Raw genomic sequence first — 23,786 nt, forward strand, 5'->3', positions numbered from 1 at the left:
GCGCGATGATCCGCCACTCCGCATCACTGAGATCGAAACGGGCCATGATCTCCTCCGTCAGGAGGTTGAATCACTTTACACCCGCTTCGGGAATCCCCTTTATGGGTACAGAACCTAGCCCCGCCAGTCAGTGTCCGGGCCGCGCCAGCGACGCACCCGGCTTGTCATGGATCGCCAGCCGCTCGATCAGCGTCGCAGTGGCCTCGTTGATCCCGATGATTTCCACCGGAATAGCGTGATGCCGGAATTTCAGCATCACCCGGTCGAGCGCGTTGATGCTGGTGATGTCCCAGAAATGTGAGGCGGTCAGGTCGATTACCACGCCTTTCAGATTTTCCTCACGGAAATCGAAAGCAGCATGGAAAGCTTCGGCGGTGGCGAAGAAAATCTGTCCGGTGACGCGATAGGTGCGCACGCCCCGCGCGTCGTCGCGCACCGACTCCACGCTGAAGAAGCGCGTCACCTTGTGGGCAAAGAACACGCCACTGAGCAAGACCCCGAATACGACGCCCTTGGCGAGGTCATGAGTCAGCACCACAACAATAACCGTCCCCAGCATGACGATGCTGGAACTTTTGGGATGCAGCAGCAGGTCACGGAAGGAGCGCCACTGGAAAGTGCTGATCGAGACCATGAGCATGACGGCAACCAGTGCCGCCATCGGGATCTGCGCCACATAGGGGCCGAGCGCCACGATCAGGAACAGCAGGAACACGCCCGACCAGAGCGTGGACAATCGTCCCCTGCCCCCGGACGTAACGTTGATGACGGATTGTCCGATCATGGCACAGCCGGCCATGCCGCCGAAAAAGCCCGACACCACATTGGCGGCGCCCTGGCCTGCGCATTCGCGATTCTTGTTCGACGTCGTGTCGGTCATTTCGTCGACGATCGAAGCCGTCATCAGGCTTTCCAGCAGACCCACCATGGCCAGCGTCAGTGAGTAAGGCAGGATGATCTGCAGCGTCTCGAGGGTCAGCGGCACCTGCGGCAGCGCGACCCAGGGCAATTCGCCCGGCAGCGCGCCCATGTCCCCTACGGTCCTGACGCCGAAGCCGAAATACATCGAGAGCGCGGTCAGGATCACGATGCAGACCAGCGGCGACGGCACCGCCTTGGTCAGATACGGAAACAGGTAGATGATCGCAAGACCGGCGGCGGTCAGCGCATAGACCGTCATGCCCTGGCCGATCAGCTCCGGCATCTGCGCAAGAAAGATCAGGATCGCCAGCGCATTGACGAAGCCGGTGATCACCGAACGCGATACGAAGCGCATCAGGTCGCCGAGCCGCAAGACGCTGGCGAGGATTTGCAAGATTCCGGTCAGGATGGTGGCGGCAAACAGATAGGCGACGCCGTGTTCCTTGACGAGCGTGACCATCAAAAGCGCCATCGCGCCGGTCGCAGCCGAAATCATCGCAGGCCGCGCGCCGGCAAAGGCGGTGACGACAGCGATGCAGAAGGACGCGTAGAGACCGACCTTGGGGTCGACGCCGGCGATAATCGAGAACGCGACCGCTTCGGGGATCAGCGCCAGCGCGACCACCGTTCCCGCAAGCAGTTCACGGGTCACGTTGGGAGCCCATTCGCTCCGCAGATGAGATACGATCATTGACGAAAAAGCCTTTCGGTCTCCTCGCGCCGGGCGCGGGAGTTTCACAAGCAACGACGACAGCAAGGGATATGGAGCTGCGTGCGGGAATTCGGGCGAGCAGCCGCAGCTATGGCGGGGTCAGCCGGAAGAAGCCGTAAATCTGGAAAAACATCATAATGCAACGACTAACACATCAATGTTGCATTGCAATAACAAAAAATATGGCATCGCAGCATGTGTTTTGTGCGCATCGCGCATCCACCTTCGTGCAACGCGCGCCGAGCCTTCCCCCCCCACCGGTTGGTCAGGAACAGGGCGAAGCATCAACCCGCGCGCATCGTCTCCCGATACGCGCTCCACGCTGCAATCAGCGCGTTCATGTCCGCCGGATGGCCCTCATGGATCACGGCGTCATCGGGAAGAGGCACCCAGGGTTGCGCGCTTCTGGTCCAAATGTGGCCAACCGGATGCAGCCAACTGGTATCGTCGAGCGTGCCGGGCTTAAGGATCGACACCTTGTCGTTGGCCAGCGGATGATTGACCGGGCGCACCCCGCAGGTCTCGCACATGTCGCCGGCAATGATGCGTCCGCTATCGGCGACGCGTTCCCATCGCCGCGGCGTGCCCTTGATGTAATCCAGGGCAGAACGCGGCACCATCACCGACATGCTGAAAGCCGAGGCCGACTGCCGCTGGCATTCCGTGCAGTGGCAGACATAGACCGACAGCGGCTCGGCGTGGATTTCGTAGCGCAGCGCGCCGCACTGGCAGCCTCCAGTCAGCGGGATTTTCATGCTTGCCTCGCGACCTTTTTGCAACGGTGGGTCGGCGGAACTCTCTCCCATTCGCGATTCCAAGACAGAGAATGCCGCATTAGGATGCGCCGCCCGGAACGAAGCTCAATGACGGAAAGCATGATCCCAAGTCAACGCGCCGATTACTCCGCCATCGTCGACCGCCCGCCGCTGAAACTGCCCGGCGGCGCCCGCATGGTGGTCTGGACCATCGTGAATCTGGAGGTCTGGGATATCGCCCGGCCGATGGCGCGGCAGGTGCTGCCGGCCCCGACCGGCCTGCCGATGCTGCCGGACGTGCCTAACTGGAGCTGGCACGAATACGGCATGCGGGTCGGGGTGTGGCGCTTCTTTGACCTTTACAAGCGGCTCGGCATCCGCCCGACCGTCTCGATCAACGCGCGGGTCTGCGAGGATTATGTCCGCGTCGCACAGGAATGCAAAGATCTCGGCTGGGAGTTCATGGGCCATGCCTACGACCAAGGGCCGATCCACAAGGTCGAGGACCAGCGCGCCATGATCTTCCGGTCCTGCGACATCATCGAAAAATTCACCGGCAAACGTCCGGTCGGCTGGCTCGGCCCGGGACTGACGCAGACGCTGGATACGCCGGAGAACCTGGCCGAAGCCGGCATCCGTTATATCGGCGACTGGGTCTATGACGATGAACCGACGGTGATCCGCACCGCGAAGGGTCCGCTCGTTACCCTGCCCTACACTGTCGAACTGAACGACATCCCGATGATGCTGGTGCAGCACCACGAAAGCGACCACCTCTACAAGCGCGCCGTCGAGAGTTTCGAGCGGCTCTACGCTGAGAGCCGGCATCGTGCGAAATTCATGGCAATCGCCATTCATCCCTATATCAGCGGCCAGCCCTTTCGCATCGGTCCGCTGGAGCGCATCTACGAGCACATCGCAAAGTTCGACGGTGTCCTGCACTGGAACGGCGAACAGATGCTCGACTGGTACGTGAAAGAGGCGAATGTGACATTCGCAGCAGGATGAGGAGCCCGAGGCATGTTCATCGCTATGAATCGCTTTCAAGTCAAAAAGGGTTCGGAACAGGACTTCGAGAAAGTCTGGCTCACCCGGGACACCCATCTCGGCGACGTCCCCGGCTTTGTCGAGTTTCATCTTGTTCGGGGACCGGAAGCAGAGGATCACACGCTTTATGCCTCCCACACGGTCTGGCGCGATCGCGAAGCCTTCGAGGACTGGACCCGCTCGGAGGCCTTTCGCAAGGCGCATGCGCGCGCCGGCAACGAGAGCACCGGCTCGCTCTATTTGTCGCACCCGAAGTTCGAAGGCTTCGAGGTGCGCCAGACTGTCAAGCCAGAACAGCGCGGTTGATTTGCGATGGCTGGTTCGCGGGGGCGTTATCTTTTTACCGCCCCGTACTGCTGCAACGCGAACCGCACTGCACAAAGATGAGCGTACCAACGCCTGCGGCGTTAAAGTTTAAATCTTTGGTTAACCGCAGACGCCGTGTAAGCAGTCGTCTATGCCATCGGAGACACGCTTTAACTCTATGCATTTGTTGAAAAATCCATCCAGTTAAAGAAGGTCTGCCTGAAGCAGGCGGTACCATCCGCGCAAAGCCGCATTTCGGCGCGGGAAATTTACTTGGCGCAAAAGATCGTTTAACAAATCCTTACCTCAAATGCGGTGAGGCTCGTACCAATGGCGTATCTATCTGTTGCGTCGCCGGCTCTCGTCCAGGGCCGGCGTGAACGAACTCGCTCGGGCCAGCTCCGGCATCTTCTCAGCGCCCGCGACCTTACGCTCGACGACGTCGACGAATTCTGCCAGGCGGCGGACGACTTCGAATCCGGCCATGCGCCGCGCCAGCAATTGATCGGGCGCACCGTCGCGCTCCTCTTCTTCCAGTCCAGCACACGCACAAGGCTTGGTTTCGAATCTGCCGCGGTCGCGCTCGGCGCGCATTGCATCGGTATGGAGGACATGTCGGCCTCGCGCACCAATTCCAGCATCGGCGAATCCATTGAGGATTGTGCGGCAGTGGTGTCGCGCCTCGCCGACGCCATCGTCGTCCGGCATCATGAATGCTCGGCGGCGGCGCGGATGGCCGCCACATCGATTGTGCCGGTGATCAATGCGGGCGATGGATGGAACGAGCATCCAAGCCAGGCGCTGATCGACATTCACGCGATGCGGCGCGGCCTTGGGACATTGCGCGGCAAGAGCATCGCCTTCGGCGGCGATCCGCGCGGCCGGGTGGTCCGGTCACTGATCCAGTTGCTGCGCTTCGAGGGACCGCGCGAGGTCGTGTTCTGCCCCCCGCCGCATTACCAGGTGCCGGACGATGTGGCCGCGGCGCTTTCCGAACATCAGATCCGGCTGCGTATCGTCGCCGATATCGACACGGCGCTGGCCGAATGCGACGCGGTGATGATGGCGCCCTACGACATGTCAGCGATCGGGGAGCCGCCGGCATCGGGCTATGTCTCGCCCCATTTCACGCCGAAGCACTTTGCTGTAACGGCGGAGAAGATCGAGCGGCTCGGTTCCAAGGCCCTGCTCTACCATCCGCTGCCGCGCTTCGACGAAATCGATCCGTCCTGCGACGGGCTTCCGAATGCGATGTATTTCGAGCAGGTGCGCCTATCGAAATTCATGCGCATGGCAGTGCTGGAGCGGCTGCTGAACGCCAATTGATCGGGCGCTTTTCGGTGAAGCCTTTCGGTCGAGGCGGCTGGTGTCCGCGTTTATTGCGTTTTCGAGCGAAGTGGGCACCGGTTCGCGTGAAGAAAACGCGCCAACGCAACAACTTAGAGTCTTTTCGCGATTCGAAGAAAAGCGAAAAGACTCTAGAAGACGCATCAAGCCTCTGAATTAGAGGGCCAATTTGCGGCGCGTCGCCACTTTACCGGTCGCCCGCGCCGCAACCTTGTAGGATGCCGGGAAAATCGGTTCCTGGATCAGCTTGCGCAGCTTGTGAGCCGGCAGCGGCTTGCTGAACAAGTATCCTTGGATTGCATTGATCCCGTAGCTGCGCAGCCTTTCCAGCTGCACCTCTGATTCCACACCCTCGGCAATGCACTCCATGCGCAAGTCCCGCGCGATCTGCGCCGTACCGGCGACGATTGCCGATGTGCGCGAGGATTCGGAGACTTTCTGCGAAAATTTGCGGTCGATCTTGATCTTGGAAAACGGAAAATCGTTCAGATAACCGAGCGAGGCGAACCCGGTCCCGAAGTCGTCGAGCGAGATGCCAATCTTCATACTGCGCAGCTCTTCGAGAATGCCAAGGGTCGCAGCGTTGTCCTCGAACAGCACAGACTCGGTGATTTCGAGATCGAGCCGGCTCGGCGGCAACCCCGATTCGGCAAGCGCGGCCCTGACACGGCGCACAATCTCGCGGCCGTGGCGAAACTGCACGGCCGAGAGATTCACTGAGAGTTTGATATCGGCGCTCCAATGCGTCGCCTCTGTGCAGGCTTTGGTCAGCACCCAGGAGCCGATCGGCACAATGAGCCCTGTGGTCTCCGCGATCGGAATGAAAACGTCGGGTGCAATCGAACCGAGCTCGGGATGGTTCCAGCGCAGCAGCGCCTCACAGCAGATTGCGCGGCCGGATCGCGGGTCGACGATCGGCTGATACACGATGTCGAGTTCTCCCCGCCCCAGCGCGCGCTGAAGATCGTGCTCCAGCGCCACGCGGCTTTCGTATTCGAGAGACAACTCGACAGTAAATTCCACGACCTGGCTACGGCCGCGCCGCTTGGCCTCGTAAAGCGCAAGATCGGCGTTGCGGAGCAGCGCATCCATGCTGCATTCGCGCCCGGCGATCGCACATCCGATACTGGCTCCGCAAATGCTCCGCGTCATCTCGATCGCAAAGGGATCGGAGAATTTCGCAAGGATGCTGCGGGAGACCGCACCCATATCTTTGGCTCGCGGTCCTGCGAGCATGACCAGAAATTCGTCGCCGCCGACCCGCGACACTTCATCGCCCGGACACAGCGCCGAGCGGATCCGTTCGGCCGCCTCCTTTAATACGGCGTCGCCGATGGGATGGCCGAGCGTATCGTTGATGTCCTTGAAGCGGTCGAGATCGATGGCGATCAGGCCCACCTCGTCTCTTGCCGGAGATGCAAATTTGGCTTCAAGCAGACTAAGGAAGGCTGCACGGTTCCATAGCCCGGTTAGGACGTCGCGCTGCGCCAGCGTCTCAATACGACGGAAGGCCTGATGGCGCGAGACGAGATTCTCGAACACACTGCGACAGATGACGATCGTACCGACATAAAGAGTGCCGATGAATATCGCGAGAACAAGATGAGCGACATCGCCCCGAAGCAGCAACGCAACCGTGAACGGCAGGCAGGTGAAGCTGACCTGGCCGATCGTGACGAGCGGACGACTGGCATTGCGCGATGATACGCCGGCGACGTAGCCGATAACGCAACAGCTGATGAGTATCTCGACATCGGTACCGGGGTGATTGGACACAGCATACGCGCCGGCAACGCCGACCAGGCCGGAGAACGACCAGGCGCCGGCCAGCGCGATCATTTCCCAACGCCGCAGGTCGGCATTGTCAAAAGGGTCGTGCTCGACGCGGTGATACAAACTCGCCGCAACGCTGCGGGCGATGCCGGTCAGTAGGAACAGTACGGCGATCAATGCAAAGGCAAGATCGCTGCTGAGCAGAGCGGCGACCGCAGTCACAGCCGTCGCAGCCGCGGTCGCAATAAAAAGCGGCTTTGCCGTGCTGGTCGCGCCATACAGAGCGCGCACCAGTTCGAAATGCAGAACCGGATCGGGGACCGAACCGTTCAGCCGTTCAGCAAAGCGAGATATGGCTTTTGCGAGCCTCATCAGCGAGGTGTCCGGTCAGGTCGGTTGCCCAGCTTGAATGCCCGCATTATTCCGGCAATTTGTTAAGGAACAGCCCTTTACGAGAGGTAAAATCTCGCTTTATGGCGTGCCGCGATCGCAGCGCGACATCGAGGGCGCTGCGGCAAGCTGGCCGCGAAGCTCATGCTCAATCAACCACGCAGCCGCACGCCACGGTTCCGACAACAGTCGCTTGTCGAGTGGCGATGCAGGGCTAGCGGCTGCCGAGGCGCCGGGCTGCCGCAAGCGCGGAGAGACTGATAAACGCTGCAAGCATGAGGTAAAATGCTGGGGCAAGCTTGGTGCCAGTCATCTCGATCAACCAGGCGTTGATAAACGGTGCAAAGCCGCCAAAGATTGCAACGCCAAAAGCGTAACTGATTGACAGCCCGGTCGTGCGCATTCGCGCCGGAAACAGCTCCGACATCATTGCAGCCAACGGCCCCATATACGCGGCCATCAGTACACCGATGATGCCCTGCACGATCAGAAGCGTCTGCAAGGTGGGGTCGGCTGCAAGCCATGAGAATAGCGGATAGACCAGCACCAGCATGATCGCCGCCGCAACGAAAGCGATCGGCAGCCGGCCGGTGCGATCCGACAACGCGCCAAAGACCGGAATCAGCAAGACCTGGATCACGCCGGTCAGCAGCCCGCCAAGAAATCCGCCCGACGCCGTAAGGCCGAGCTGCCGCGTCGCATAAGTCGGCATGAACAGCACCGTGTACATCGCAACGGTGCAGAGCACGACCGCGCCGAACGAAACAAGCATTCGCGTCTTGCTGTCGGACAGTGCTTCGCGCAGCGGCGACCGGCTGACCTGCATGCGCTGAAATTCCATCGTCTCGTCGACGTGGCGGCGAATGTAATAGGCGACCGGACCGATCAGGAGGCCGAAGATGAAGGGGAGGCGCCAGCCCCAGCTTTCCATCTGCGCAGCCGTCAATGTCGATGTCAGGGTGACGCCAACACCGGTGGCAAGCACCGTGGTGATGCCCTGGCTTGCAAATTGCCAGCTTGCGAAGAAGCCGCGCCGGGCCGGATTCTGCTCCGCCAGAAACGCGGTGGCGCTGCCGAATTCGCCGCCCGCCGAAAAGCCCTGGATCATGCGCGCGGCGACGATCAGAAGCGGCGCGAATATCCCGACAGCGGCATAAGTCGGCGCAACGGCGATGATAGCGGTTCCGACCATCATCAGGACAATGGTGAGTGTGAAAGCCGCCTTGCGTCCATGACGATCCGCATAGTTGCCAATCACGATCGCACCGAGCGGCCGCATTAAAAAGGTCACCCCGAATGTGGCAAAGGCCAGGAGCAGGGACACGGTCTCGTTCCCGGTCGGGAAAAACAGCTTCGCCAAGGTCGCGGCGAAAAAGCCGTAGATGACGAAATCGAACCACTCGAGCGCATTGCCAATCGAGGCCGCCGCCACCGCCCGCGTACGGCTCGCTTCGCCGGCGACCGGCTTGCTGAAAGTCGCAGCAGTCATGCCCAAAGTTCCCGTGCGCCCCCGGGAGAGCGCCTTGGCTAACAACCCATTGGTCGGTCGTAGCGGTAATGCGTCAACATTCGGCAAATGCTGGACGTGGAATGCTTAAGGATTCGGATATGGTTGCGAAACGCAAAATTTGCCGAGAGCCGGCTCAACAGAGCTTTCCGATAAGGCTTGCGAGTTGGTAGACAGAGCCTTGTCAGAACCAAACCTCGGGTAGGTCATGCAGCCGTTCGTTTACAACTCTCTCCCCTCCCGCGTGATTTTCGGCAGCGGCACCATCTCACGGTTGAAAGGCGAGATCGAACGTGCGGGCTGCAGCCGGGCCCTGCTGCTCAGCACGCCGGAACAGGCGGACGATCTTGCGCGGATCGCCGGGACGCTCGGGCCGCTTTGCGCCGGCACCTTCGCGGGGGCTGCGATGCATACGCCGGCCGATGTGACCGAGCGTGCGCTGCAAAAGGTTCGGGAATGCCGCGCCGACTGCACCGTCTCCTTCGGCGGCGGATCGTCGACCGGCCTTGGCAAAGCCATCGCATTGCGCACCGACCTGATGCAATTCGCGGTGCCGACCACTTATGCCGGCTCGGAAGTGACCCCGATCATCGGCGAGACCAAGGACGGCGTGAAGGTGACGCAGCGAACGCTGAAAGTGCTGCCGGAAGTCGTGATCTACGATGTCGATTTCACGCTCACGCTGCCGCCGCGCCTGACCGTGACATCCGGCACCAACGCCATCGCCCATGCCGTTGAGGCGCTGTATGCGGAGGACCGCAATCCTGTGATCTCGCTGATGGCGGAGCAGGCGATCGGCGCATTGGGCCGCGCCTTGCCTGCGATCATAGCCGATCCGCACAACAGGGAGGCGCGCGCCGATGCGCTCTATGGCGCCTGGCTGTGCGGCGTGTGTCTCGGATCGGTCGGCATGGCGCTGCACCACAAGCTCTGCCATGTGATCGGCGGCGCATTCGATCTGCCGCATGCCGATACGCACACGGTGATCCTGCCCTATGCCATGGCGTATAACGCCAAGGCCGCACCCGAAGCCGATGCCGCGATCGCCCGCGCGCTCGGCGGAGAGGACGGCACATCGGCCTTGGTCAATCTGGCATCGCGGCTCGGCAGCCCGCAAAGCCTGAAATCGCTCGGCATGCCCGAATCCGGCATCGATCGCGCTGCCGATCTCGCAGTTCAAAACCCGTACTGGAATCCGCGGCCGATTGAGCGCGGCGCCGTGCGCGCGCTGATCGCTGCGGCCTGGGCCGGCGACACGCCGACGCCGCTGGACTGAGCCGCGCGGCGCAGGCCGCAAACGGCGCCGTCAATCGGTTGCGGGCGCCGCGCCGCATGCGGCCAGCAGCGCGCAAAACTGAAACTGAGCCGGATCCGCGCTGCGCGCCGCAACGACGACGGCCACATTTTTGCCTGTGGCCGCTACAGAGCCTGATGCGCATCCGAATTCATCCGAAAGTCGATACAACAACGCCTGTTCGATCTGCTCGGCGGACAGCTCAATCTGCGCGATGCGCTTGCGCAGCGCCTGGACCTGCGGCTCTTCGATCTCGGGCATCTGCTTCAGCCTGCGCCGGACTGCGCGCAACGGCGTGACGATGTCGTCTGCCCAGCCCGCGACCGCCGCCTCGACCCGGGCAAGCCCGGTGCGATCGAGGGCGATGCCGCGTTCCGTCCCGAGCCACGCAGCGAATAGCAGCACATTGACATCAACGCCGAGGTTATCCTGGGCGGCGAGGCATTCCTCCGCAACCCCCGGCTCGGCATAGACCCGCAACGAAAACCGCCAGAACGGATTGTCGGTCTCCAGCGCGGCCATGGCGCAAACTCAATCGACGGATTCGGGCGTCTTGGAGGTCTTGGGCGCCTTGGCTGTCTTGCCGGTCCAGCGGCGCACGGTCCCCAGATCGATGTCGAAAAGATCGAGCGCGCGCCCGAGCGTATGATCGATCATCTCTCCGACGGATTGCGGACGCGCGTAGAAAGCAGGCACCGGCGGATAGACGATCGCGCCAGCCTCAGTCACCGCCGCCATGCTGCGGATATGACCGAGATGCAGCGGCGTTTCGCGTAGCATCAAAACGAGACGGCGCCGCTCCTTGAGACAGACATCGGCGGCGCGCGATACCAGATTGCTGGTCGCGCCGCTTGCGATTTCGGCCATGGTCTTGACCGAGCAAGGCGCCACGATCATGCCGAGGGTCCTGAACGATCCGCTGGAACAGGCGGCGCCGAGATCCTGCTCGGGATAGGTCACAGTGGCCAGCGCTTCGACCTCATCGATCGACAGGTCGGTTTCATAGGAGAGCGTCATGCGTGCGGCGCGCGAAACAATCAGATGCGTCTCGACGCCGGCCTCCCTCAGCAGTTGCAGCAGACGCACACCGAAGATTGCCCCGGACGCGCCGCTGATGCCGACCAGTAACCGCCTGTCCGTCAAAGGAACTCCTCGGGCCTGCACATGATGCGCTGGCATCCTCATATCGGGAGCGGTCGCGGGACTCAAGGAGGGGCGATTTTCGCGCCTTTGCCAACTTGCGCCGTGTGCGGTCAGGGCAGTTCCCGCTGCGCCTTACGGGTACCGGCCGTCACCGGCGGACGCCGGTAGGTCAGGACAAGATCGCACCTCAGGCAGGTAAAGGTATCGTAGCCGGCCATCGCGTCGGAGCGATCGGCCTGCATGGTAATCCTGCAACGGGGGCAGGGTCTTAGCGGCGGCAATTCCTGATTCATTGGCAAAAACTGGACTGTTCTGGGGAGCAGGCCTTGATCAGGATCAACTCACGCCGCGCCGGCACTCACGCGGGCTGAACCAGCAACACCATCCGGATGAGTTCCGAGAGGCTGCCTGCCTGCATCTTCGTCATGACGTTGGCACGGTAAACCTCAACGGTGCGCGGGCTGATGCCAAGGTCATGGGCTATGATCTTATTTGGCAATCCGGCCACGAGACCGTCCAAGACCTGACGCTCCCTCTGCGACAGGCTGTCCAGCCGCTCCTCGATTTCGTGGCGCTGACCGAGCCGCTCGCTCTCGGCGCGCCGCGCCTCCAGCGCGGAGCGCACCGCCTGTATCACGCGCTCGTCGTCGAACGGCTTTTCGAGGAAATCGACAGCGCCAGCCTTCATCGCCTCAACCGCAAGCTGGATGTCGCCGTGTCCCGTCATCACGATCACCGGAATAGCGCTCGACATGGCACGCAGCCGTCGCAAGAGATCAAGCCCGCTCATGTCGGGCATCCGCACGTCCGTGATAACGCAGCCCGCGATTTCGCGCACCGGTTGCTCGAGAAACTGAGTTGCCGACGGATAGCTGACAACATTGAGATTGGCGGTTCGCAGAAGAAACGAGAGCGAATCGCGGACTGCTTCGTCGTCATCGATGACATGAACGAAATCGGTTTCAGGCATCGCGCATCTCCCCATGGCCCGCGAGCTTGAGCGTCAGATGAAAGACGGTGCCGCCGCCGGGATTGGGTTGCGCCCAAAGCCGGCCGCCATGCGCCTCAATGATGGTTTTCGAAATCGACAGTCCGACCCCCATGCCATGCTTCTTGGTCGTTATGAAGGGCTGAAACAACTGCGGCAATATCTCCGGCGCAAGCCCGCTGCCAGTGTCCGATACGCTGACGCGCACCATACGCCCGTCATCGGCGGTCGATGAAATGACCAATTCCCGTTTCGGGCTTTCCGACATTGCCTCGATCGCGTTGCGGATCAGGTTGAGCACCACCTGCTGCACCTGCACCTTGTCGGCGAATACGGTATCGTTTCCGGTATCGAGATCGAAGCGCACCTTGACGCCCTGGTCCTTGGCGCCGACCAGCGCCAGCGCGCTGGCTTCCTCCAGCAGCTTGGAGAGGCTTTCCGCCTTGCGTTCGGATTCGCCGCGGGCCACAAACGTACGAAGCCGCGAAATGATCTGGCCTGCGCGCAGCGATTGTTCGCTCGCCTTGTCGAGCGCCTCCGCGGCAAGCGCGGTCGCATTGTCGGTCTTGCTGTCGAGGACGCGCCGCGCGCCCTTGAGATAATTTGAGATCGCCGAGAGCGGTTGGTTCAACTCATGCGCCAGCGTCGACGCCATTTCGCCCATCGCAGTCAGGCGCGAGATATGCACGAGCTCTGCCTGCAACTCCTGGAGCCGGGTCTCGGTCCTCTGTCTCTCGGTGAGGTCGCGGATAAAGCCGGTGAAAAACAGCTTGTCGTTCGACTTCATCTCGCCGACCGCAAGCTCCATCGGGAATGTCGAACCGTCCCTTCGTTCCCCGACCACGACCCGGCCGACGCCGATGATCCGGCGTTCGCCTGTTCTTAGATAGCGCTCGATATAACCGTCGTGCCCTTCGCGATAGGGCGAGGGCATCAGCATACTCACATTCTTGCCTAGAACGTCGGCAGACTTGTAGCCGAACAGCCGCTCTGCGGCGGCGCTGAATGACTGGATGATTCCCTTGGGATCGATCACGATCATCGCGTCCGGAATGGTGTCCAGGATCGACTTGAGGTGCGCCTCGCGCGCGACCAGATCGAGATTGGTTGCCTCCACCGCCTCCCGCGCACGCTGGATTCGCCCGCCAAGCCAAGCGAGGCCAAACCCGATGGCAAGAAACGCGGCCGCATCGGCAATACCGGTCCGCGAAGGACCTTCCCTGGACAAGCCGACCTCGACAGCAACAACAAGACAGGTGGCGACGCATCCGGGCAATGGCCCGGCCAAAGCACTGATCACCAGCACGGCCGGCACGAGGAACAGATAGACCGAACCGTTCGACAGCTCGGGAAGCAGCAGGGCCCGCATCGCCAAAAAACCGGCAAGAAGCGCGATAGCGCCCCCATATACCAGCCAGCGGTAAGACCTGTCGGCCGCCATTCCGCAGAATTTCCTATCTATTTCAGACAGTTGCCTGTAGCGACGCGCCGCAGGCGACGCACCTCCGGGATATCCCTTAGGTGAAATATCCGAATTTTCGCAAGCGTCGGCGGACCTTACCAAAGAAACCATAATGAAAGAGGAGCTCGCCATGCACATCCAAGCAGCTATGCCGTCGCAAAAGCTCAATCGCGCTCCAGCCTGCCATTATGCGCCCGACCAGGCGCAGACGCTTTTCGGGTCGGTTGAATTGACCGGCGCGCGGATGTCCTTCGCCAAGGACGTGGAAATTTTCGGCGAGAACGAACCGGCCGACTACGTTTACAAGGTTCTGTCCGGCACGGTCCGAGTGTACAAAATTCTTCAGGATGGCCGGCGTCAGATCGAGGGGTTTTATTTCCCCGGAGACGTGTTCGGCATCGAGCTTGGCTCTCACCATGCTTCTTCGGCCGAGGCGGTGACAGCATCGGCGATCGCGGTTGTCCGCCGATCCACTCTACTCGCGACGGCGGCGAAAGACGCCGATGTGTCGAACCGGCTGTGGGCGCATACCGCTTCCGAGCTGGAACAGGCGCGCCGGCATGCAATGCTGCTGGTCAAGACCGCGCAGGAGCGTGTCGCCTCGTTCCTAATCGACATTTCGAACAAGCTGGCCGGAGAAGCGGTTGAACTGCCGATGTCGCGCCAGGATATCGCCGACTATCTCGGCTTGACGATCGAGACGGTGTCGCGCACGCTGACGCAGTTTCAACAGACGTCGGCGATCGAGCTTGCGACTTCGCGCCGCATGATCCTGCGCAACCGTCAGGCGCTAATCAATCTCGATTCCTGACACGACGCCAAGGGAGCGGTCATGACTTTGGGATCACAACTCCCGCGCAGTTTTCGCAAGATCAGGCTCGAATTGGCAAGAGAAAAGGGCCATCCAGCGGGCAGTGCGGGCCGCGGCTACATTATTGTCGCTCCGCTGGATGCGGAGCGGCGCTTCGACGCCAAAACCTGGAAAGAGCATCGCGACGCCTGCCGCGTGGTGCGGTTCCGTTCCGGCGAAGACGACGACATCGGGCATCTCGTGCACCGGCCGGGCGGCAGCTGGGCGTTCCGCTACGACATCCGCGGCGACGAAGACGACGAAGCCGGATACCACTTCGAGCAGGAGCGATTCGAGATCGGTGAGTATGTGTCCGTCCGCGAGGCCGACGCGACCCATACCTATCGGGTCGTTTCGGTCGAGCCGATCTGAATTCTGGAACGATTACGGTATAAAAAAGCAGCGGCTACGCGGCCGCTGCTTTTTGACAACCGTGCGCGGCGCCTCAGCGCAGCGTATTCAGGAAAACGATGAAGTCGTTGACTTGGGCCGCATCGAAACGAAATTCCGGCATGCCGGGATGGCCGGTCACGATACCTTCGGCCAGCGCCTCCTGCAGATTTTCGACCGGATACATCTTGTGCAGGTCGCGGAACGGCGGCGCATCCTTCAGCGCACTCGGGCTGAGCTTGTCGATGGCATGGCAATTGGCGCAATGCGCGCGCGCAATGGCGGCGCCACGCTGGGCATTCTGCGCCGGAGCACTTTGCACCGGCAAACCTGCGTAAAGCAAAATCGCCCCGGCGAGAAACGCCGGGGCGGCGGCACGCACTGTCAATGGCATTTCGCCGAACCCAGGGCCTCGATGGTCATGCGGTTCGGACAATAGGCCGGCCAGCTCGCCGTCTTGGGGGCGTCGTCAAGCTCATGCGTGCATTGAGCCTTGCTATCGCAGAACGAGCAGCAGCGCTGCATGTCGCGCAGCACAGCCGGTTCGATCGTTTTCATGTCGATCCCGGCCTGTTCGAGCCGGCGATACAGCAGAGCCGCCGAATCGCCGGACTGCCTGGCGAGTTCCAGAACGTCGCCGAAGGACAAGCCGGCATCGTGAACGACGCGCTCAAGCTCCGATGTGCCGAGCGACCGCAATTCGGCGACAGCGGCCCTGCGTTTGCGATAGCGGCTCCATGCCTCGGCTATCGCGTGGAACATTCCTGAGTTCCGGGTGACCGATTGCGTGGTCATAGGCGCCTCCTGATTATTTTTAATTCTTTGCAGACCTGACCGGTCACTGCCTTGCGCTGTATCAACAGCTCCGCGCTTTTTTCCGCGGCCGGTTGACTTCGATCAACATCGCCCGCGGCAGGACGCCCCATTCGTATTGCGCAACGATAACGACCTTCCAGCGCAGGTTTCCATGTCACAGACGACGGTCGGCTCCCCCAAAACGATGAGCCTCAGCGAAGGTGCGCTTGCGCTCACTTTCGCCGCCACGGCATTCGTGACCTTCTTCATCGCGGCGATGGCGCATACGCCGGAATTCGCCTTCCATGCCTCGCTGTTCGCGGCCGGCAGCGCCGCCGCGGTGTTCGCGATCGTCGAGCGCTATTTCAACCGCCCGGCGGCGCCGCCGCCGCTGACAATCGACGGCAAGCCGAACTACAATATGGGTCCGGTCAAGTTTGCCACCATCGCGGCGATGGTCTGGGGCATTGCAGGATTTGCCGTCGGCGTATTGGCGGCGCTTCAGCTTGCATACCCCGTTCTGAATTTCGACCTGCCCTGGCTCACTTTCGGCCGCATCCGGCCTCTGCACACCTCGGCGGTGATCTTTGCCTTCGGCGGCAACGTTCTGCTCGCCACCTCCTTCTATGTGGTGCAGCGCACCTGCCGCGCGCGGCTGGCGGGCGAGCTTGCGCCCTGGATCGTGGTGCTCGGCTACAATTTCTTCATTCTGATCGCCGGCACCGGCTATCTGCTCGGCATCACCCAGAGCAAGGAATATGCCGAGCCGGAATGGTACGCCGATCTGTGGCTCACCATCGTCTGGGTCGTGTATCTGATGGTGTTCCTGTTCACGCTGATGCGACGGCAGGAGCCGCACATCTATGTGGCGAACTGGTTCTACCTGGCCTTCATCGTCACCATCGCGGTTCTTCATCTCGGCAACAATGCCGCGATCCCGGTGTCGATCTTCTCGCCGAAATCCTACATCGTCTGGTCGGGCGTGCAGGATGCCATGGTGCAATGGTGGTACGGCCATAATGCGGTCGGCTTCTTCCTCACCGCCGGCTTCCTCGCCATCATGTATTACTTCATACCGAAACGCGCGGACCGGCCGATCTATTCCTACCGGCTCTCGATCATCCATTTCTGGTCGCTGATCTTTCTCTACATCTGGGCGGGTCCGCATCATCTGCACTACACCGCCCTCCCCGACTGGGCGCAGACGCTCGGCATGACCTTCTCGATCATGCTGTGGATGCCCTCATGGGGCGGCATGATCAACGGACTGATGACACTGTCGGGCGCCTGGGACAAGCTGCGCACCGATCCGGTGCTGCGCATGATGTTGGTGTCGGTCGCCTTCTACGGCATGTCGACCTTCGAAGGTCCGCTGATGTCGATCAAGGCGGTCAACTCGCTCTCGCATTACACGGACTGGACCATCGGACACGTGCATTCCGGTGCGCTCGGCTGGGTCGGCTATGTCTCCTTCGGCGCGATCTATTGCCTGGTGCCGTGGCTGTGGAACCGCAAGGAGCTGTACTCGCTCAAGCTCGTGAACTGGCACTTCTGGATCTCGACCATCGGCATCGTGCTCTACATCTCGGCAATGTGGGTGTCCGGCATCCTGCAGGGCCTGATGTGGCGTGCTTACACCAGCCTCGGCTTCCTCGAATATTCCTTCATCGAGACGGTCGAAGCGATGCATCCGTTCTACGTCATTCGCGCCATCGGCGGCATCCTGTTCCTCGCCGGCGCGCTGATCATGGCCTTCAATCTCTGGATGACGGTCAGAGCCGTCGAGGAAGAGCCGCAAACCCGGCGGACCGGTTCGGCCGCGCTCGTTCCGGCGGAGTAAGCACACATGTCCTTCTGGTCGAAACACGCCATCTTCGAAAAGAATTCGATCGTCCTGTTGATCGGCATTCTGCTCGTCATCTCGGTCGGTGGCCTGGTCGAGATCGTGCCGCTCTTCTATCTCAAGAGCACGATTGAGAAGGTGTCCGGCGTGCGGCCCTACACGCCGCTCGAACTTGCGGGCCGCAACATCTATGTGCGCGAAGGCTGCTACAATTGCCATTCGCAGATGATCCGGCCGCTGCGCGACGAGGTCGAACGCTACGGGCATTACTCGCTCGCCGCCGAAAGCATGTACGACCGGCCGTTCCAGTGGGGATCGAAGCGCACCGGTCCCGATCTTGCCCGCGTCGGCGGCAAATACTCCGACGAATGGCACAGAGATCATCTCAATGCGCCGCGGTCCGTGGTGCCCGGCACGGTAATGCCGGCCTATCCCTGGCTCGCGCGCACCGAACTGAACTTCCGGCACATCGCCGACGATCTGAAGGTCCAGGCGACGCTCGGCGTGCCCTATACGCCGGAGATGATCGCCAATGCCGCCGCCGATCTGCGCACGCAAGCAATCACCGATCATCCCGAAGCCGAGGCTCTGCAGAAGCGCTACCCCAACGCACAGGTGCGCGATTATGACGGCAACCCCGGCGTGATCACGGAAGCCGATGCGCTGATCGCCTACCTGCAGATGCTGGGCACGCAGGTCGATTTCAAACTCTACGACAACAAAGCCAATATCCGCTGAGGCGCCCCATGTCAGACACGTACAAGATGCTTGCCGAGTTCGCGCAGACCTGGGGGCTCATCTATTTCGTGACGGTGTTCCTCGCGGTTCTGGTCTACGCGCTCTGGCCCGCGAACAAGAAAAAATTCGACGAAGCCGCGCGCATGCCGCTGCGGGAGGACTAAGGCCATGGCCAAACGCGAAATCGACACCGTTACCGGCACCGAAACCACCGGCCATGAATGGGACGGCATCAAGGAATTGAACACGCCGCTGCCACGCTGGTGGCTATGGCTGTTCTACATCACGATCGTCTGGTCTATCGGCTATATGATTCTTTATCCGGCATGGCCGCTGCTCAGCACCCATACGCAGGGTGTCCTTGGCTGGAATTCGCGCTCAGCCGTCTCCGAGGATCTCGCGGCGCTGCGTGCCCAGCGCGCCGGCATGGCGGACAAGATCGCCGCATCCTCACTGGACGACATTCTCGGCGATCAGCAGATGCTCGATTTCGCCCGTGCGCAGGGACGCGCGGCCTTTGCTGACAATTGCGCCCCCTGTCATGGTGCGGGCGGTGGCGGCGCCCGGGGCTATCCAAACCTCAACGACGACGACTGGCTGTGGGGCGGCAAGCTTGCCGACATCGAACACACCATTCGGCATGGCGTGCGTTGGTCCTCGGACGAGAATACGCGCCAGGGTATGATGCCCGCTTTCGGCCGTGACAAGATCCTCTCGCAGGCCGATATTGCCGCTGTCGCTGATTTCACGCGCTCGCTATCCGGGCTGCCGGTCGCGGCCGGAACCGATCTTGCTCGTGGAAAGACAATTTTTGCGGACAACTGCGCGTCGTGTCACGGCGAAGCCGGCAAGGGTAACCGCGAGATCGGTGCCCCTGATTTGACCGATCAGATCTGGCTCTACGGCCCGAGTCGCGAAACCCTCATCGAAGGCATCTCGAACGGCCGCGGCGCGGCCATGCCGGCTTGGGCGCCGCGGCTCGACGACACGACGATCAAGTCGCTCACGGTCTATGTTCACACCCTAGGCGGCGGCGAGAAGTAGCGGGCCATGGTTGAAGTCGTCATCGATCACCGAAAGACGGTAACGGCCGATCCCGCGCCAGGCGGGACCGGTCAGCAGCCGCCTGTCGATGACGAGCCCACATTCGACGGACCACTCTATGCAGCACGCCGCAAAATCTATCCGCAAAGCGTGCGTGGTACATTCCGACGCATCAAATGGGCGGTGCTCGCTATCACGCTTGCGATCTACTATTTCCTGCCCTTCGTGCGTTGGAACAGAGGCCCCGGCGCGCCCGACCAGGCGGTTCTGATCGATTTTCCGGGCCGCCGCTTCTATTTCTTCTTCATCGAGATCTGGCCGCAGGAAGTCTATTTCTTCACCGGCCTTCTGATCATCGCGGCGATGACGCTGTTCCTGATGAACGCCGTCGCCGGCAGGGTCTGGTGCGGCTATCTGTGCCCGCAGACGGTCTGGACCGATCTGTTTCTTGCCATCGAGCGCTTCGTCGAGGGCGACCGCCGCCAGCAGATTCAGACCGATGCAGGCCCCTGGACCGCGCAGCGCATCGCCCGCAAGGGCGTGAAGCATTTTCTCTGGCTGATGGTGGCGTGGTGGACCGGCGGCGCCTGGGTTCTCTATTTTGCGGATGCGCCGACCCTGGTGTGGAACCTCGCCACCGGACAGGCGCCGCTGATCGCCTATGGCTGGATCGCACTCCTGACCTTCACGACCTATACGCTCGCCGGGCACATGCGCGAGCAGGTCTGCACCTATATGTGCCCCTGGCCGCGCATCCAGGCAGCTCTGACTGACGAATATGCGCTGAACGTTACCTATCGCTATGATCGCGGCGAGCCGCGCGCCTCGGTCAAGAAGAGCGAGCAGCTCAAGCTGGAAGGGCTTCCCGCCGGGGACTGCATCGACTGCCGGCAATGCGTGAATGTCTGCCCGACCGGCATCGACATACGCAACGGCTCGCAGCTCGAATGCATTCAATGCGGCCTGTGCATCGACGCCTGCGACAACATCATGGAGAAGATCGGCCGGCCCAAGCGGCTGATCGGCTACGACAGCGAAATCAATCTCAAGCGGCGGCTTGACGGCCAGGCGCCGGTTCAGAAAATCATCCGTGTCCGCACCGTGATGTATGCCGCGATCATCGCCCTGGTCGGCGCCATCATGCTGTACGCACTGCTGACCCGCCACGCCTTCGACATAAGTGTAATCCACGACCGCAACCCGATCTTCGTGCGCATGGCCGACGGCGCGATCCGCAACGGCTACACCATGCGCATCCTGAACAAGCGGCAGGAGCCCCGCCGTTTCGCCGTATCCGTGCAGGGCGTGCCCGCAACCGTCGTGGAGATCATGGGCCTGCCCCTCGGTTCGGCGAATATCGTCGAGGTCGGCCCCGACCAGTCGCGCGAGTTCCGCGTGCTGGTCAACAGTTACGAATTTGCCCCGCCCGCCTCCACGCCGATCGTGTTTCACATTCTCGATCTTGAGTCGCGCGAATGGGCGCAGACCAAGGATTATTTTCGTGCACCGGAGCGCAGCAGATGAATGCCAGGGCCACACCGCATAAATCGCGCGAGATCACCGGCCGGACCGTGCTGATTTGCTTTATGGGGTTTTTCGGCGTGGTTGCAGCGGTGAATGCGTTCATGATCCGCGCCGCGGTCACGACCTTCGCCGGGACCGAAACCGCATCCGCCTACCGGGCGGGTCTCGCCTACAAGGAGGAAGAGGCGGCCGCGGCCGCGCAAGCCGCGCTGAACTGGCAGGTCGAAGGCCGGATCGCGCGCAACACTGCAGGCGATGCGGTTCTCACCGTGCAGATAAAGGACAACAATGGTGTGCCGGTCCGTGGCATCGCCGTGGATGCACGGCTTGTCCATCCCGCCAGCGCGCGGCTCGATCAGGCTGTGCCGCTGACGCGCATGGCCGACGGCAGCTTCCGGGGGTCGGCCGAAATCGCGGCAGGCCAGTGGACCCTCAGTCTCGACATCGAACGTGACGGCGAGCGGGTCTACCGCACCAAGAGCCGGGTGATGCTGAAATGACCGCCGACGGCAGGCTTGATTTCTCCCACTATATGCGTCGCACGCCCGACGGCGTCGCCAGCATGGAGGTCGTGGTCGACGGCATTCATTGCGGCGGCTGCATCGGCCGGATCGAGCGCTCGCTGAAATCGGTGCCCGGCCTCGACGATGCGCGCCTGAACTTCACCAATCGCCGCCTGACGCTGACCTGGAAGGACAGCGGCTTCGATCCGGGCGACGCCATCCGCCTCCTTGAGCGGATGGGATATCAGGCCAATCCGTTCCGGCAGCAGACCGGCGAGGAAGAGGAGAGCAGGCAATTCAAGTCCCTGCTGCGCTGTCTTGCAGTGTCCGGCTTTGCCGCAATGAACATCATGCTGCTGTCGGTTTCCGTCTGGTCCGGCAACGTCACCGACATCACGCCGGAAACCCGCGACCTGTTCCACTGGCTGTCTGCGGCGATTGCACTGCCGGCTGCGGCCTATGCCGGACAGCCCTTCTTCCGCAGCGCCTGGAACGCGTTGAAGGCGCGCCACACCAATATGGACGTGCCGATTTCGCTCGGCATTCTGCTCGCGCTCGGGCTGTCGCTCTACGAGACGGCGCATTCAGCGACGCATGCCTATTTCGATTCTGCGATCATGCTGATCTTCTTCCTGCTGTGCGGTCGTGTGCTTGACCAGATGATGCGGCGCAAGACCCGCGCCGTGGCCGGAAATCTCGCGGCGATGAAATCGGAGATCGCCTATCGCCTGCGCGACAACGGAGAGCTGGTCCAGGTGCCGTCCGCGGCGCTCCGCACCGGCGACCGCATTCTGGTGCGGGCCGGCGAACGCGTTGCGGCGGACGGCATCGTGTTGTCCGGTCATGCGCATCTCGACGAAAGCCTCATCACCGGAGAGACCGCGCTGGCCAAAGCGCGCGAAGGCCGCGCCGTCTACGCGGGCAGCATCAATCTCGACGGTACCCTCACGGTCCGCGTCACCGCCGCCGGTGAGGACACATTTCTCGACGAGATCGACCGGCTGCTCGACAAGGCGGTGCATGCGCGCTCGCGCTATGTGCGGCTGAGCGACCGCATTGCGCGCTACTATGCGCCGGTGGTTCATCTCACTGCCGCATTGACCTTCGCGGGCTGGATGCTCGCAGGCGCGTCCGTCCACACCTCCGTGGTGGTGGCGATCACGGTGCTGATCATCACCTGTCCCTGCGCGCTGGCGCTCGCGATTCCTGTCGTGCAGGTGGTTGCCGCGAGCGCGCTGTTCCGCTCCGGAGTGTTTCTCAATGCCGGCGACGCCATCGAGCGGCTGGCGGAAGCCGATGTCGTCGTGTTCGACAAGACCGGCACGCTGACCCTGCCGGAGCCGCGCGTGGTCAATGGCGACGACGTCGATCCGGAAACACTGGCGCTCGCCGGAAGGCTCGCATTGTCGAGCCGCCACCCGCTTGCGGGCGCAATCGCACGCGGCCGGCAAGGGTTGCAGCCGCTCGAGAATGTCACCGAGGAATATGGCCGCGGTGTCCGCGCGATGGTCGACGGTATCGAAGCGCGGCTCGGCAGTTCTGTTTTCTGTTCGGTCGAGGTGCCGGATGCCCTGCGCGCGCGCCATCCCGGCGCCTCTCTGATCGCATTCCGCCATGGCAACCGCAGCGCCGTCTTCGCGGTCCATCAGGTGCTGCGCCCCGATGCCGCCGAAACCATGCGCGGGCTTGAAGGGATCGGCCTGGAAATTCGCATTCTCTCCGGCGACCGCACGGAAGCGGTCGAACCGGTCGCGCGTGCGCTCGGCCTCACGCAGTGGCAGGCGGAATTGACTCCGGCCGACAAGGTCGCGGCAATCGAAGCCTGGAAGACCGATGGCCGCAGCGTGCTGATGGTCGGCGACGGCCTGAACGACGCCCCCTCGCTCGCCGCGGCGAGCGTTTCGATGTCGCCGATCAGCGCCGCCGACCTGTCGCAGGCGCAGGCCGACGCAGTGTTTCTCGGACACAGCCTGAAGCCTGTTCTCTCGACAATCCGTTCCGCCCGTCGCGCCCGCGCCCTGATGCGGCAGAACCTCTGGCTGGCGCTTGTCTACAACGCCATTGCGGTGCCGGTCGCGGTCGCCGGTCTCGTAACCCCGCTGATCGCAGCCGTCGCGATTTCGTTCTTTGTGCGGGCTGTGATGTGGGATGTGTTGCGGGTGCGCGCCCGGAACGCTCAAGCGCCAGCCGAGGCCGAGGCCACCGCGGGACCTCCAGAAGCCGCGGTGCAGCCGACATGAATGTGCTGGTCTATCTTGTCCCGATGGCGCTTGGGCTCGGCCTCGCCGGGCTCGCCGCATTCCTGTGGTCGCTGCGCAGCGGACAATATGATGACCTCGAAGGCGCCGCATTGCGGGTGCTTGACGACGACGACCTGCCGGAAAAGGCCGACAAAACCCACCGTTGACCTGTGCTGTTGACTTGCGTCAACGCGCCATGAGCTTTCCGACGGAT

25 protein-coding genes are annotated in these 23,786 nt (G+C 62.1%); 14 read left to right on the top strand and 11 right to left on the bottom strand.

Annotation, left to right across the window (positions count from 1 at the left end):
* Window positions 1-127: 127 nt before the first annotated feature.
* A complete protein-coding gene (locus ACK41X_RS08240) occupies window positions 128-1,612 on the bottom strand; it encodes a SulP family inorganic anion transporter (RefSeq protein WP_409721189.1) in 1,485 nt (494 codons plus the stop codon).
* Window positions 1,613-1,917: 305 nt separating this feature from the next.
* The gene (locus ACK41X_RS08245) at window positions 1,918-2,388 is read right to left on the bottom strand and encodes a GFA family protein (protein ID WP_409721190.1); all 471 of its coding nucleotides are present in this window, start codon (window positions 2,386-2,388) and stop codon (window positions 1,918-1,920) included.
* A gap of 120 nt (window positions 2,389-2,508) precedes the next feature.
* Between ACK41X_RS08245 and ACK41X_RS08250 the strand changes: the two genes are divergently transcribed.
* From ACK41X_RS08250 to ACK41X_RS08260, 3 genes are all read left to right on the top strand, one after another.
* Complete coding sequence (locus ACK41X_RS08250; RefSeq protein ID WP_409721192.1) at window positions 2,509-3,396, top strand: polysaccharide deacetylase family protein; 888 nt, start codon at window positions 2,509-2,511, stop codon at window positions 3,394-3,396.
* A gap of 12 nt (window positions 3,397-3,408) precedes the next feature.
* Window positions 3,409-3,741 (top strand): antibiotic biosynthesis monooxygenase family protein, encoded by a 333-nt coding sequence (locus ACK41X_RS08255; RefSeq protein WP_409721194.1) that lies wholly within the window; start codon window positions 3,409-3,411, stop codon window positions 3,739-3,741.
* 330 nt (window positions 3,742-4,071) lie between these two features.
* The gene (locus ACK41X_RS08260) at window positions 4,072-5,067 is read left to right on the top strand and encodes an aspartate carbamoyltransferase (protein ID WP_409721196.1); all 996 of its coding nucleotides are present in this window, start codon (window positions 4,072-4,074) and stop codon (window positions 5,065-5,067) included.
* Window positions 5,068-5,244: 177 nt separating this feature from the next.
* On the opposite strand, the gene ACK41X_RS08265 is transcribed toward ACK41X_RS08260, so the two are convergent.
* Both ACK41X_RS08265 and ACK41X_RS08270 read right to left on the bottom strand, forming a co-directional pair.
* Entirely contained in the window at window positions 5,245-7,233 is a 1,989-nt protein-coding gene (locus ACK41X_RS08265; RefSeq protein ID WP_409721198.1) for a putative bifunctional diguanylate cyclase/phosphodiesterase, read from the bottom strand.
* A gap of 232 nt (window positions 7,234-7,465) precedes the next feature.
* Entirely contained in the window at window positions 7,466-8,740 is a 1,275-nt protein-coding gene (locus tag ACK41X_RS08270) for an MFS transporter (protein ID WP_409721200.1), read from the bottom strand.
* Window positions 8,741-8,966: 226 nt separating this feature from the next.
* Between ACK41X_RS08270 and ACK41X_RS08275 the strand changes: the two genes are divergently transcribed.
* Entirely contained in the window at window positions 8,967-10,034 is a 1,068-nt protein-coding gene (locus ACK41X_RS08275) for a maleylacetate reductase (RefSeq protein WP_409721203.1), read from the top strand.
* A 30-nt stretch (window positions 10,035-10,064) separates the two neighbouring features.
* On the opposite strand, the gene ACK41X_RS08280 is transcribed toward ACK41X_RS08275, so the two are convergent.
* The 5 genes from ACK41X_RS08280 to ACK41X_RS08300 all read right to left on the bottom strand — a co-directional run bounded on the left by ACK41X_RS08280 (window position 10,065) and on the right by ACK41X_RS08300 (window position 13,552).
* Window positions 10,065-10,574 carry a TIGR02444 family protein gene (locus ACK41X_RS08280; RefSeq protein WP_409721205.1) on the bottom strand — a complete coding sequence of 170 codons (510 nt, stop codon included), beginning with the start codon at window positions 10,572-10,574 and terminating at the stop codon, window positions 10,065-10,067.
* Window positions 10,575-10,583: 9 nt separating this feature from the next.
* Window positions 10,584-11,195, bottom strand: a complete 612-nt coding sequence (locus tag ACK41X_RS08285) for a UbiX family flavin prenyltransferase (RefSeq protein ID WP_409721207.1) — start codon at window positions 11,193-11,195, stop codon at window positions 10,584-10,586.
* A gap of 110 nt (window positions 11,196-11,305) precedes the next feature.
* Complete coding sequence (locus tag ACK41X_RS08290) at window positions 11,306-11,437, bottom strand: hypothetical protein (RefSeq protein ID WP_409721209.1); 132 nt, start codon at window positions 11,435-11,437, stop codon at window positions 11,306-11,308.
* A 116-nt stretch (window positions 11,438-11,553) separates the two neighbouring features.
* On the bottom strand, window positions 11,554-12,165 hold the full coding sequence (gene fixJ / locus ACK41X_RS08295; RefSeq protein ID WP_409721211.1) for a response regulator FixJ: 612 nt from the start codon (window positions 12,163-12,165) through the stop codon (window positions 11,554-11,556).
* On the bottom strand, window positions 12,158-13,552 hold the full coding sequence (locus ACK41X_RS08300; RefSeq protein WP_409721214.1) for a PAS domain S-box protein: 1,395 nt from the start codon (window positions 13,550-13,552) through the stop codon (window positions 12,158-12,160). Before ACK41X_RS08300 ends, fixJ begins: the two co-directional genes overlap by 8 nt.
* A gap of 223 nt (window positions 13,553-13,775) precedes the next feature.
* Here ACK41X_RS08300 and ACK41X_RS08305 point away from each other — a divergent pair, with 223 nt between their 5' ends.
* Both ACK41X_RS08305 and ACK41X_RS08310 read left to right on the top strand, forming a co-directional pair.
* Window positions 13,776-14,456, top strand: coding sequence for a helix-turn-helix domain-containing protein (locus tag ACK41X_RS08305; protein ID WP_409721216.1), 681 nt, complete (start codon window positions 13,776-13,778; stop codon window positions 14,454-14,456).
* Between the two features lie 21 nt (window positions 14,457-14,477).
* Entirely contained in the window at window positions 14,478-14,867 is a 390-nt protein-coding gene (locus ACK41X_RS08310; RefSeq protein ID WP_409721218.1) for a hypothetical protein, read from the top strand.
* A 73-nt stretch (window positions 14,868-14,940) separates the two neighbouring features.
* Here ACK41X_RS08310 and ACK41X_RS08315 read toward each other — a convergent pair whose 3' ends face one another.
* Together ACK41X_RS08315 and ACK41X_RS08320 are read right to left on the bottom strand one after the other, a co-directional pair.
* Window positions 14,941-15,279: a c-type cytochrome gene (locus tag ACK41X_RS08315; protein WP_409721221.1), complete on the bottom strand. Its 339-nt coding sequence runs from the start codon at window positions 15,277-15,279 to the stop codon at window positions 14,941-14,943.
* Window positions 15,270-15,647, bottom strand: coding sequence for a DUF6455 family protein (locus ACK41X_RS08320; RefSeq protein ID WP_409721224.1), 378 nt, complete (start codon window positions 15,645-15,647; stop codon window positions 15,270-15,272). Before ACK41X_RS08320 ends, ACK41X_RS08315 begins: the two co-directional genes overlap by 10 nt.
* 205 nt (window positions 15,648-15,852) lie before the next feature.
* On the opposite strand from ACK41X_RS08320, the gene ccoN reads away from it, so the two are divergent.
* From ccoN to ccoS, 8 genes are read left to right on the top strand one after another with little or no spacing between them, the layout of a single operon-like run.
* The gene (ccoN, locus tag ACK41X_RS08325; RefSeq protein WP_409721227.1) at window positions 15,853-17,520 is read left to right on the top strand and encodes a cytochrome-c oxidase, cbb3-type subunit I; all 1,668 of its coding nucleotides are present in this window, start codon (window positions 15,853-15,855) and stop codon (window positions 17,518-17,520) included.
* 6 nt (window positions 17,521-17,526) lie between these two features.
* The gene (gene ccoO / locus ACK41X_RS08330) at window positions 17,527-18,261 is read left to right on the top strand and encodes a cytochrome-c oxidase, cbb3-type subunit II (protein ID WP_409721230.1); all 735 of its coding nucleotides are present in this window, start codon (window positions 17,527-17,529) and stop codon (window positions 18,259-18,261) included.
* An 8-nt stretch (window positions 18,262-18,269) separates the two neighbouring features.
* Window positions 18,270-18,425 carry a cbb3-type cytochrome c oxidase subunit 3 gene (locus ACK41X_RS08335; RefSeq protein WP_409721233.1) on the top strand — a complete coding sequence of 52 codons (156 nt, stop codon included), beginning with the start codon at window positions 18,270-18,272 and terminating at the stop codon, window positions 18,423-18,425.
* A gap of 4 nt (window positions 18,426-18,429) precedes the next feature.
* Window positions 18,430-19,305, top strand: a complete 876-nt coding sequence (gene ccoP, locus ACK41X_RS08340) for a cytochrome-c oxidase, cbb3-type subunit III (protein ID WP_409721236.1) — start codon at window positions 18,430-18,432, stop codon at window positions 19,303-19,305.
* Between the two features lie 6 nt (window positions 19,306-19,311).
* Entirely contained in the window at window positions 19,312-20,829 is a 1,518-nt protein-coding gene (gene ccoG / locus ACK41X_RS08345; RefSeq protein ID WP_409721238.1) for a cytochrome c oxidase accessory protein CcoG, read from the top strand.
* Window positions 20,826-21,329: a FixH family protein gene (locus ACK41X_RS08350; RefSeq protein WP_409721241.1), complete on the top strand. Its 504-nt coding sequence runs from the start codon at window positions 20,826-20,828 to the stop codon at window positions 21,327-21,329. The genes ccoG and ACK41X_RS08350 overlap by 4 nt, the downstream gene beginning before the upstream one ends.
* Entirely contained in the window at window positions 21,326-23,572 is a 2,247-nt protein-coding gene (locus ACK41X_RS08355; protein ID WP_409721244.1) for a heavy metal translocating P-type ATPase, read from the top strand. The genes ACK41X_RS08350 and ACK41X_RS08355 overlap by 4 nt, the downstream gene beginning before the upstream one ends.
* Window positions 23,569-23,739: a cbb3-type cytochrome oxidase assembly protein CcoS gene (gene ccoS, locus ACK41X_RS08360; protein WP_409721247.1), complete on the top strand. Its 171-nt coding sequence runs from the start codon at window positions 23,569-23,571 to the stop codon at window positions 23,737-23,739. Before ACK41X_RS08355 ends, ccoS begins: the two co-directional genes overlap by 4 nt.
* Window positions 23,740-23,786 lie beyond the last annotated feature (47 nt).

This window comes from Pseudorhodoplanes sp., from assembly GCF_046289595.1.
Taxonomy (GTDB): Bacteria; Pseudomonadota; Alphaproteobacteria; order Rhizobiales; family Xanthobacteraceae; genus Pseudorhodoplanes.

What these genes read in the sequence shown, in the direction of transcription:
- ACK41X_RS08350 (WP_409721241.1), top strand. Translation starts at nt 20,826, where the DNA reads ATGAATGCCAGGGCCACACCGCATAAATCGCGCGAGATCACCGGCCGG.
- ACK41X_RS08320 (WP_409721224.1), bottom strand. Translation starts at nt 15,647, where the DNA reads ATGTTCCACGCGATAGCCGAGGCATGGAGCCGCTATCGCAAACGCAGG.
- ACK41X_RS08250 (WP_409721192.1), top strand. Translation starts at nt 2,509, where the DNA reads ATGATCCCAAGTCAACGCGCCGATTACTCCGCCATCGTCGACCGCCCG.
- ACK41X_RS08310 (WP_409721218.1), top strand. Translation starts at nt 14,478, where the DNA reads ATGACTTTGGGATCACAACTCCCGCGCAGTTTTCGCAAGATCAGGCTC.
- ACK41X_RS08255 (WP_409721194.1), top strand. Translation starts at nt 3,409, where the DNA reads ATGTTCATCGCTATGAATCGCTTTCAAGTCAAAAAGGGTTCGGAACAG.
- ACK41X_RS08275 (WP_409721203.1), top strand. Translation starts at nt 8,967, where the DNA reads ATGCAGCCGTTCGTTTACAACTCTCTCCCCTCCCGCGTGATTTTCGGC.
- ACK41X_RS08260 (WP_409721196.1), top strand. Translation starts at nt 4,072, where the DNA reads ATGGCGTATCTATCTGTTGCGTCGCCGGCTCTCGTCCAGGGCCGGCGT.
- ccoG (WP_409721238.1), top strand. Translation starts at nt 19,312, where the DNA reads ATGGTTGAAGTCGTCATCGATCACCGAAAGACGGTAACGGCCGATCCC.
- ccoO (WP_409721230.1), top strand. Translation starts at nt 17,527, where the DNA reads ATGTCCTTCTGGTCGAAACACGCCATCTTCGAAAAGAATTCGATCGTC.
- ccoN (WP_409721227.1), top strand. Translation starts at nt 15,853, where the DNA reads ATGTCACAGACGACGGTCGGCTCCCCCAAAACGATGAGCCTCAGCGAA.
- ACK41X_RS08240 (WP_409721189.1), bottom strand. Translation starts at nt 1,612, where the DNA reads ATGATCGTATCTCATCTGCGGAGCGAATGGGCTCCCAACGTGACCCGT.
- fixJ (WP_409721211.1), bottom strand. Translation starts at nt 12,165, where the DNA reads ATGCCTGAAACCGATTTCGTTCATGTCATCGATGACGACGAAGCAGTC.
- ACK41X_RS08290 (WP_409721209.1), bottom strand. Translation starts at nt 11,437, where the DNA reads ATGCAGGCCGATCGCTCCGACGCGATGGCCGGCTACGATACCTTTACC.
- ACK41X_RS08335 (WP_409721233.1), top strand. Translation starts at nt 18,270, where the DNA reads ATGTCAGACACGTACAAGATGCTTGCCGAGTTCGCGCAGACCTGGGGG.
- ACK41X_RS08265 (WP_409721198.1), bottom strand. Translation starts at nt 7,233, where the DNA reads ATGAGGCTCGCAAAAGCCATATCTCGCTTTGCTGAACGGCTGAACGGT.
- ACK41X_RS08280 (WP_409721205.1), bottom strand. Translation starts at nt 10,574, where the DNA reads ATGGCCGCGCTGGAGACCGACAATCCGTTCTGGCGGTTTTCGTTGCGG.
- ACK41X_RS08245 (WP_409721190.1), bottom strand. Translation starts at nt 2,388, where the DNA reads ATGAAAATCCCGCTGACTGGAGGCTGCCAGTGCGGCGCGCTGCGCTAC.
- ACK41X_RS08355 (WP_409721244.1), top strand. Translation starts at nt 21,326, where the DNA reads ATGACCGCCGACGGCAGGCTTGATTTCTCCCACTATATGCGTCGCACG.
- ACK41X_RS08270 (WP_409721200.1), bottom strand. Translation starts at nt 8,740, where the DNA reads ATGACTGCTGCGACTTTCAGCAAGCCGGTCGCCGGCGAAGCGAGCCGT.
- ACK41X_RS08305 (WP_409721216.1), top strand. Translation starts at nt 13,776, where the DNA reads ATGCACATCCAAGCAGCTATGCCGTCGCAAAAGCTCAATCGCGCTCCA.
- ACK41X_RS08315 (WP_409721221.1), bottom strand. Translation starts at nt 15,279, where the DNA reads ATGCCATTGACAGTGCGTGCCGCCGCCCCGGCGTTTCTCGCCGGGGCG.
- ACK41X_RS08300 (WP_409721214.1), bottom strand. Translation starts at nt 13,552, where the DNA reads ATGCGGGCCCTGCTGCTTCCCGAGCTGTCGAACGGTTCGGTCTATCTG.
- ccoP (WP_409721236.1), top strand. Translation starts at nt 18,430, where the DNA reads ATGGCCAAACGCGAAATCGACACCGTTACCGGCACCGAAACCACCGGC.
- ccoS (WP_409721247.1), top strand. Translation starts at nt 23,569, where the DNA reads ATGAATGTGCTGGTCTATCTTGTCCCGATGGCGCTTGGGCTCGGCCTC.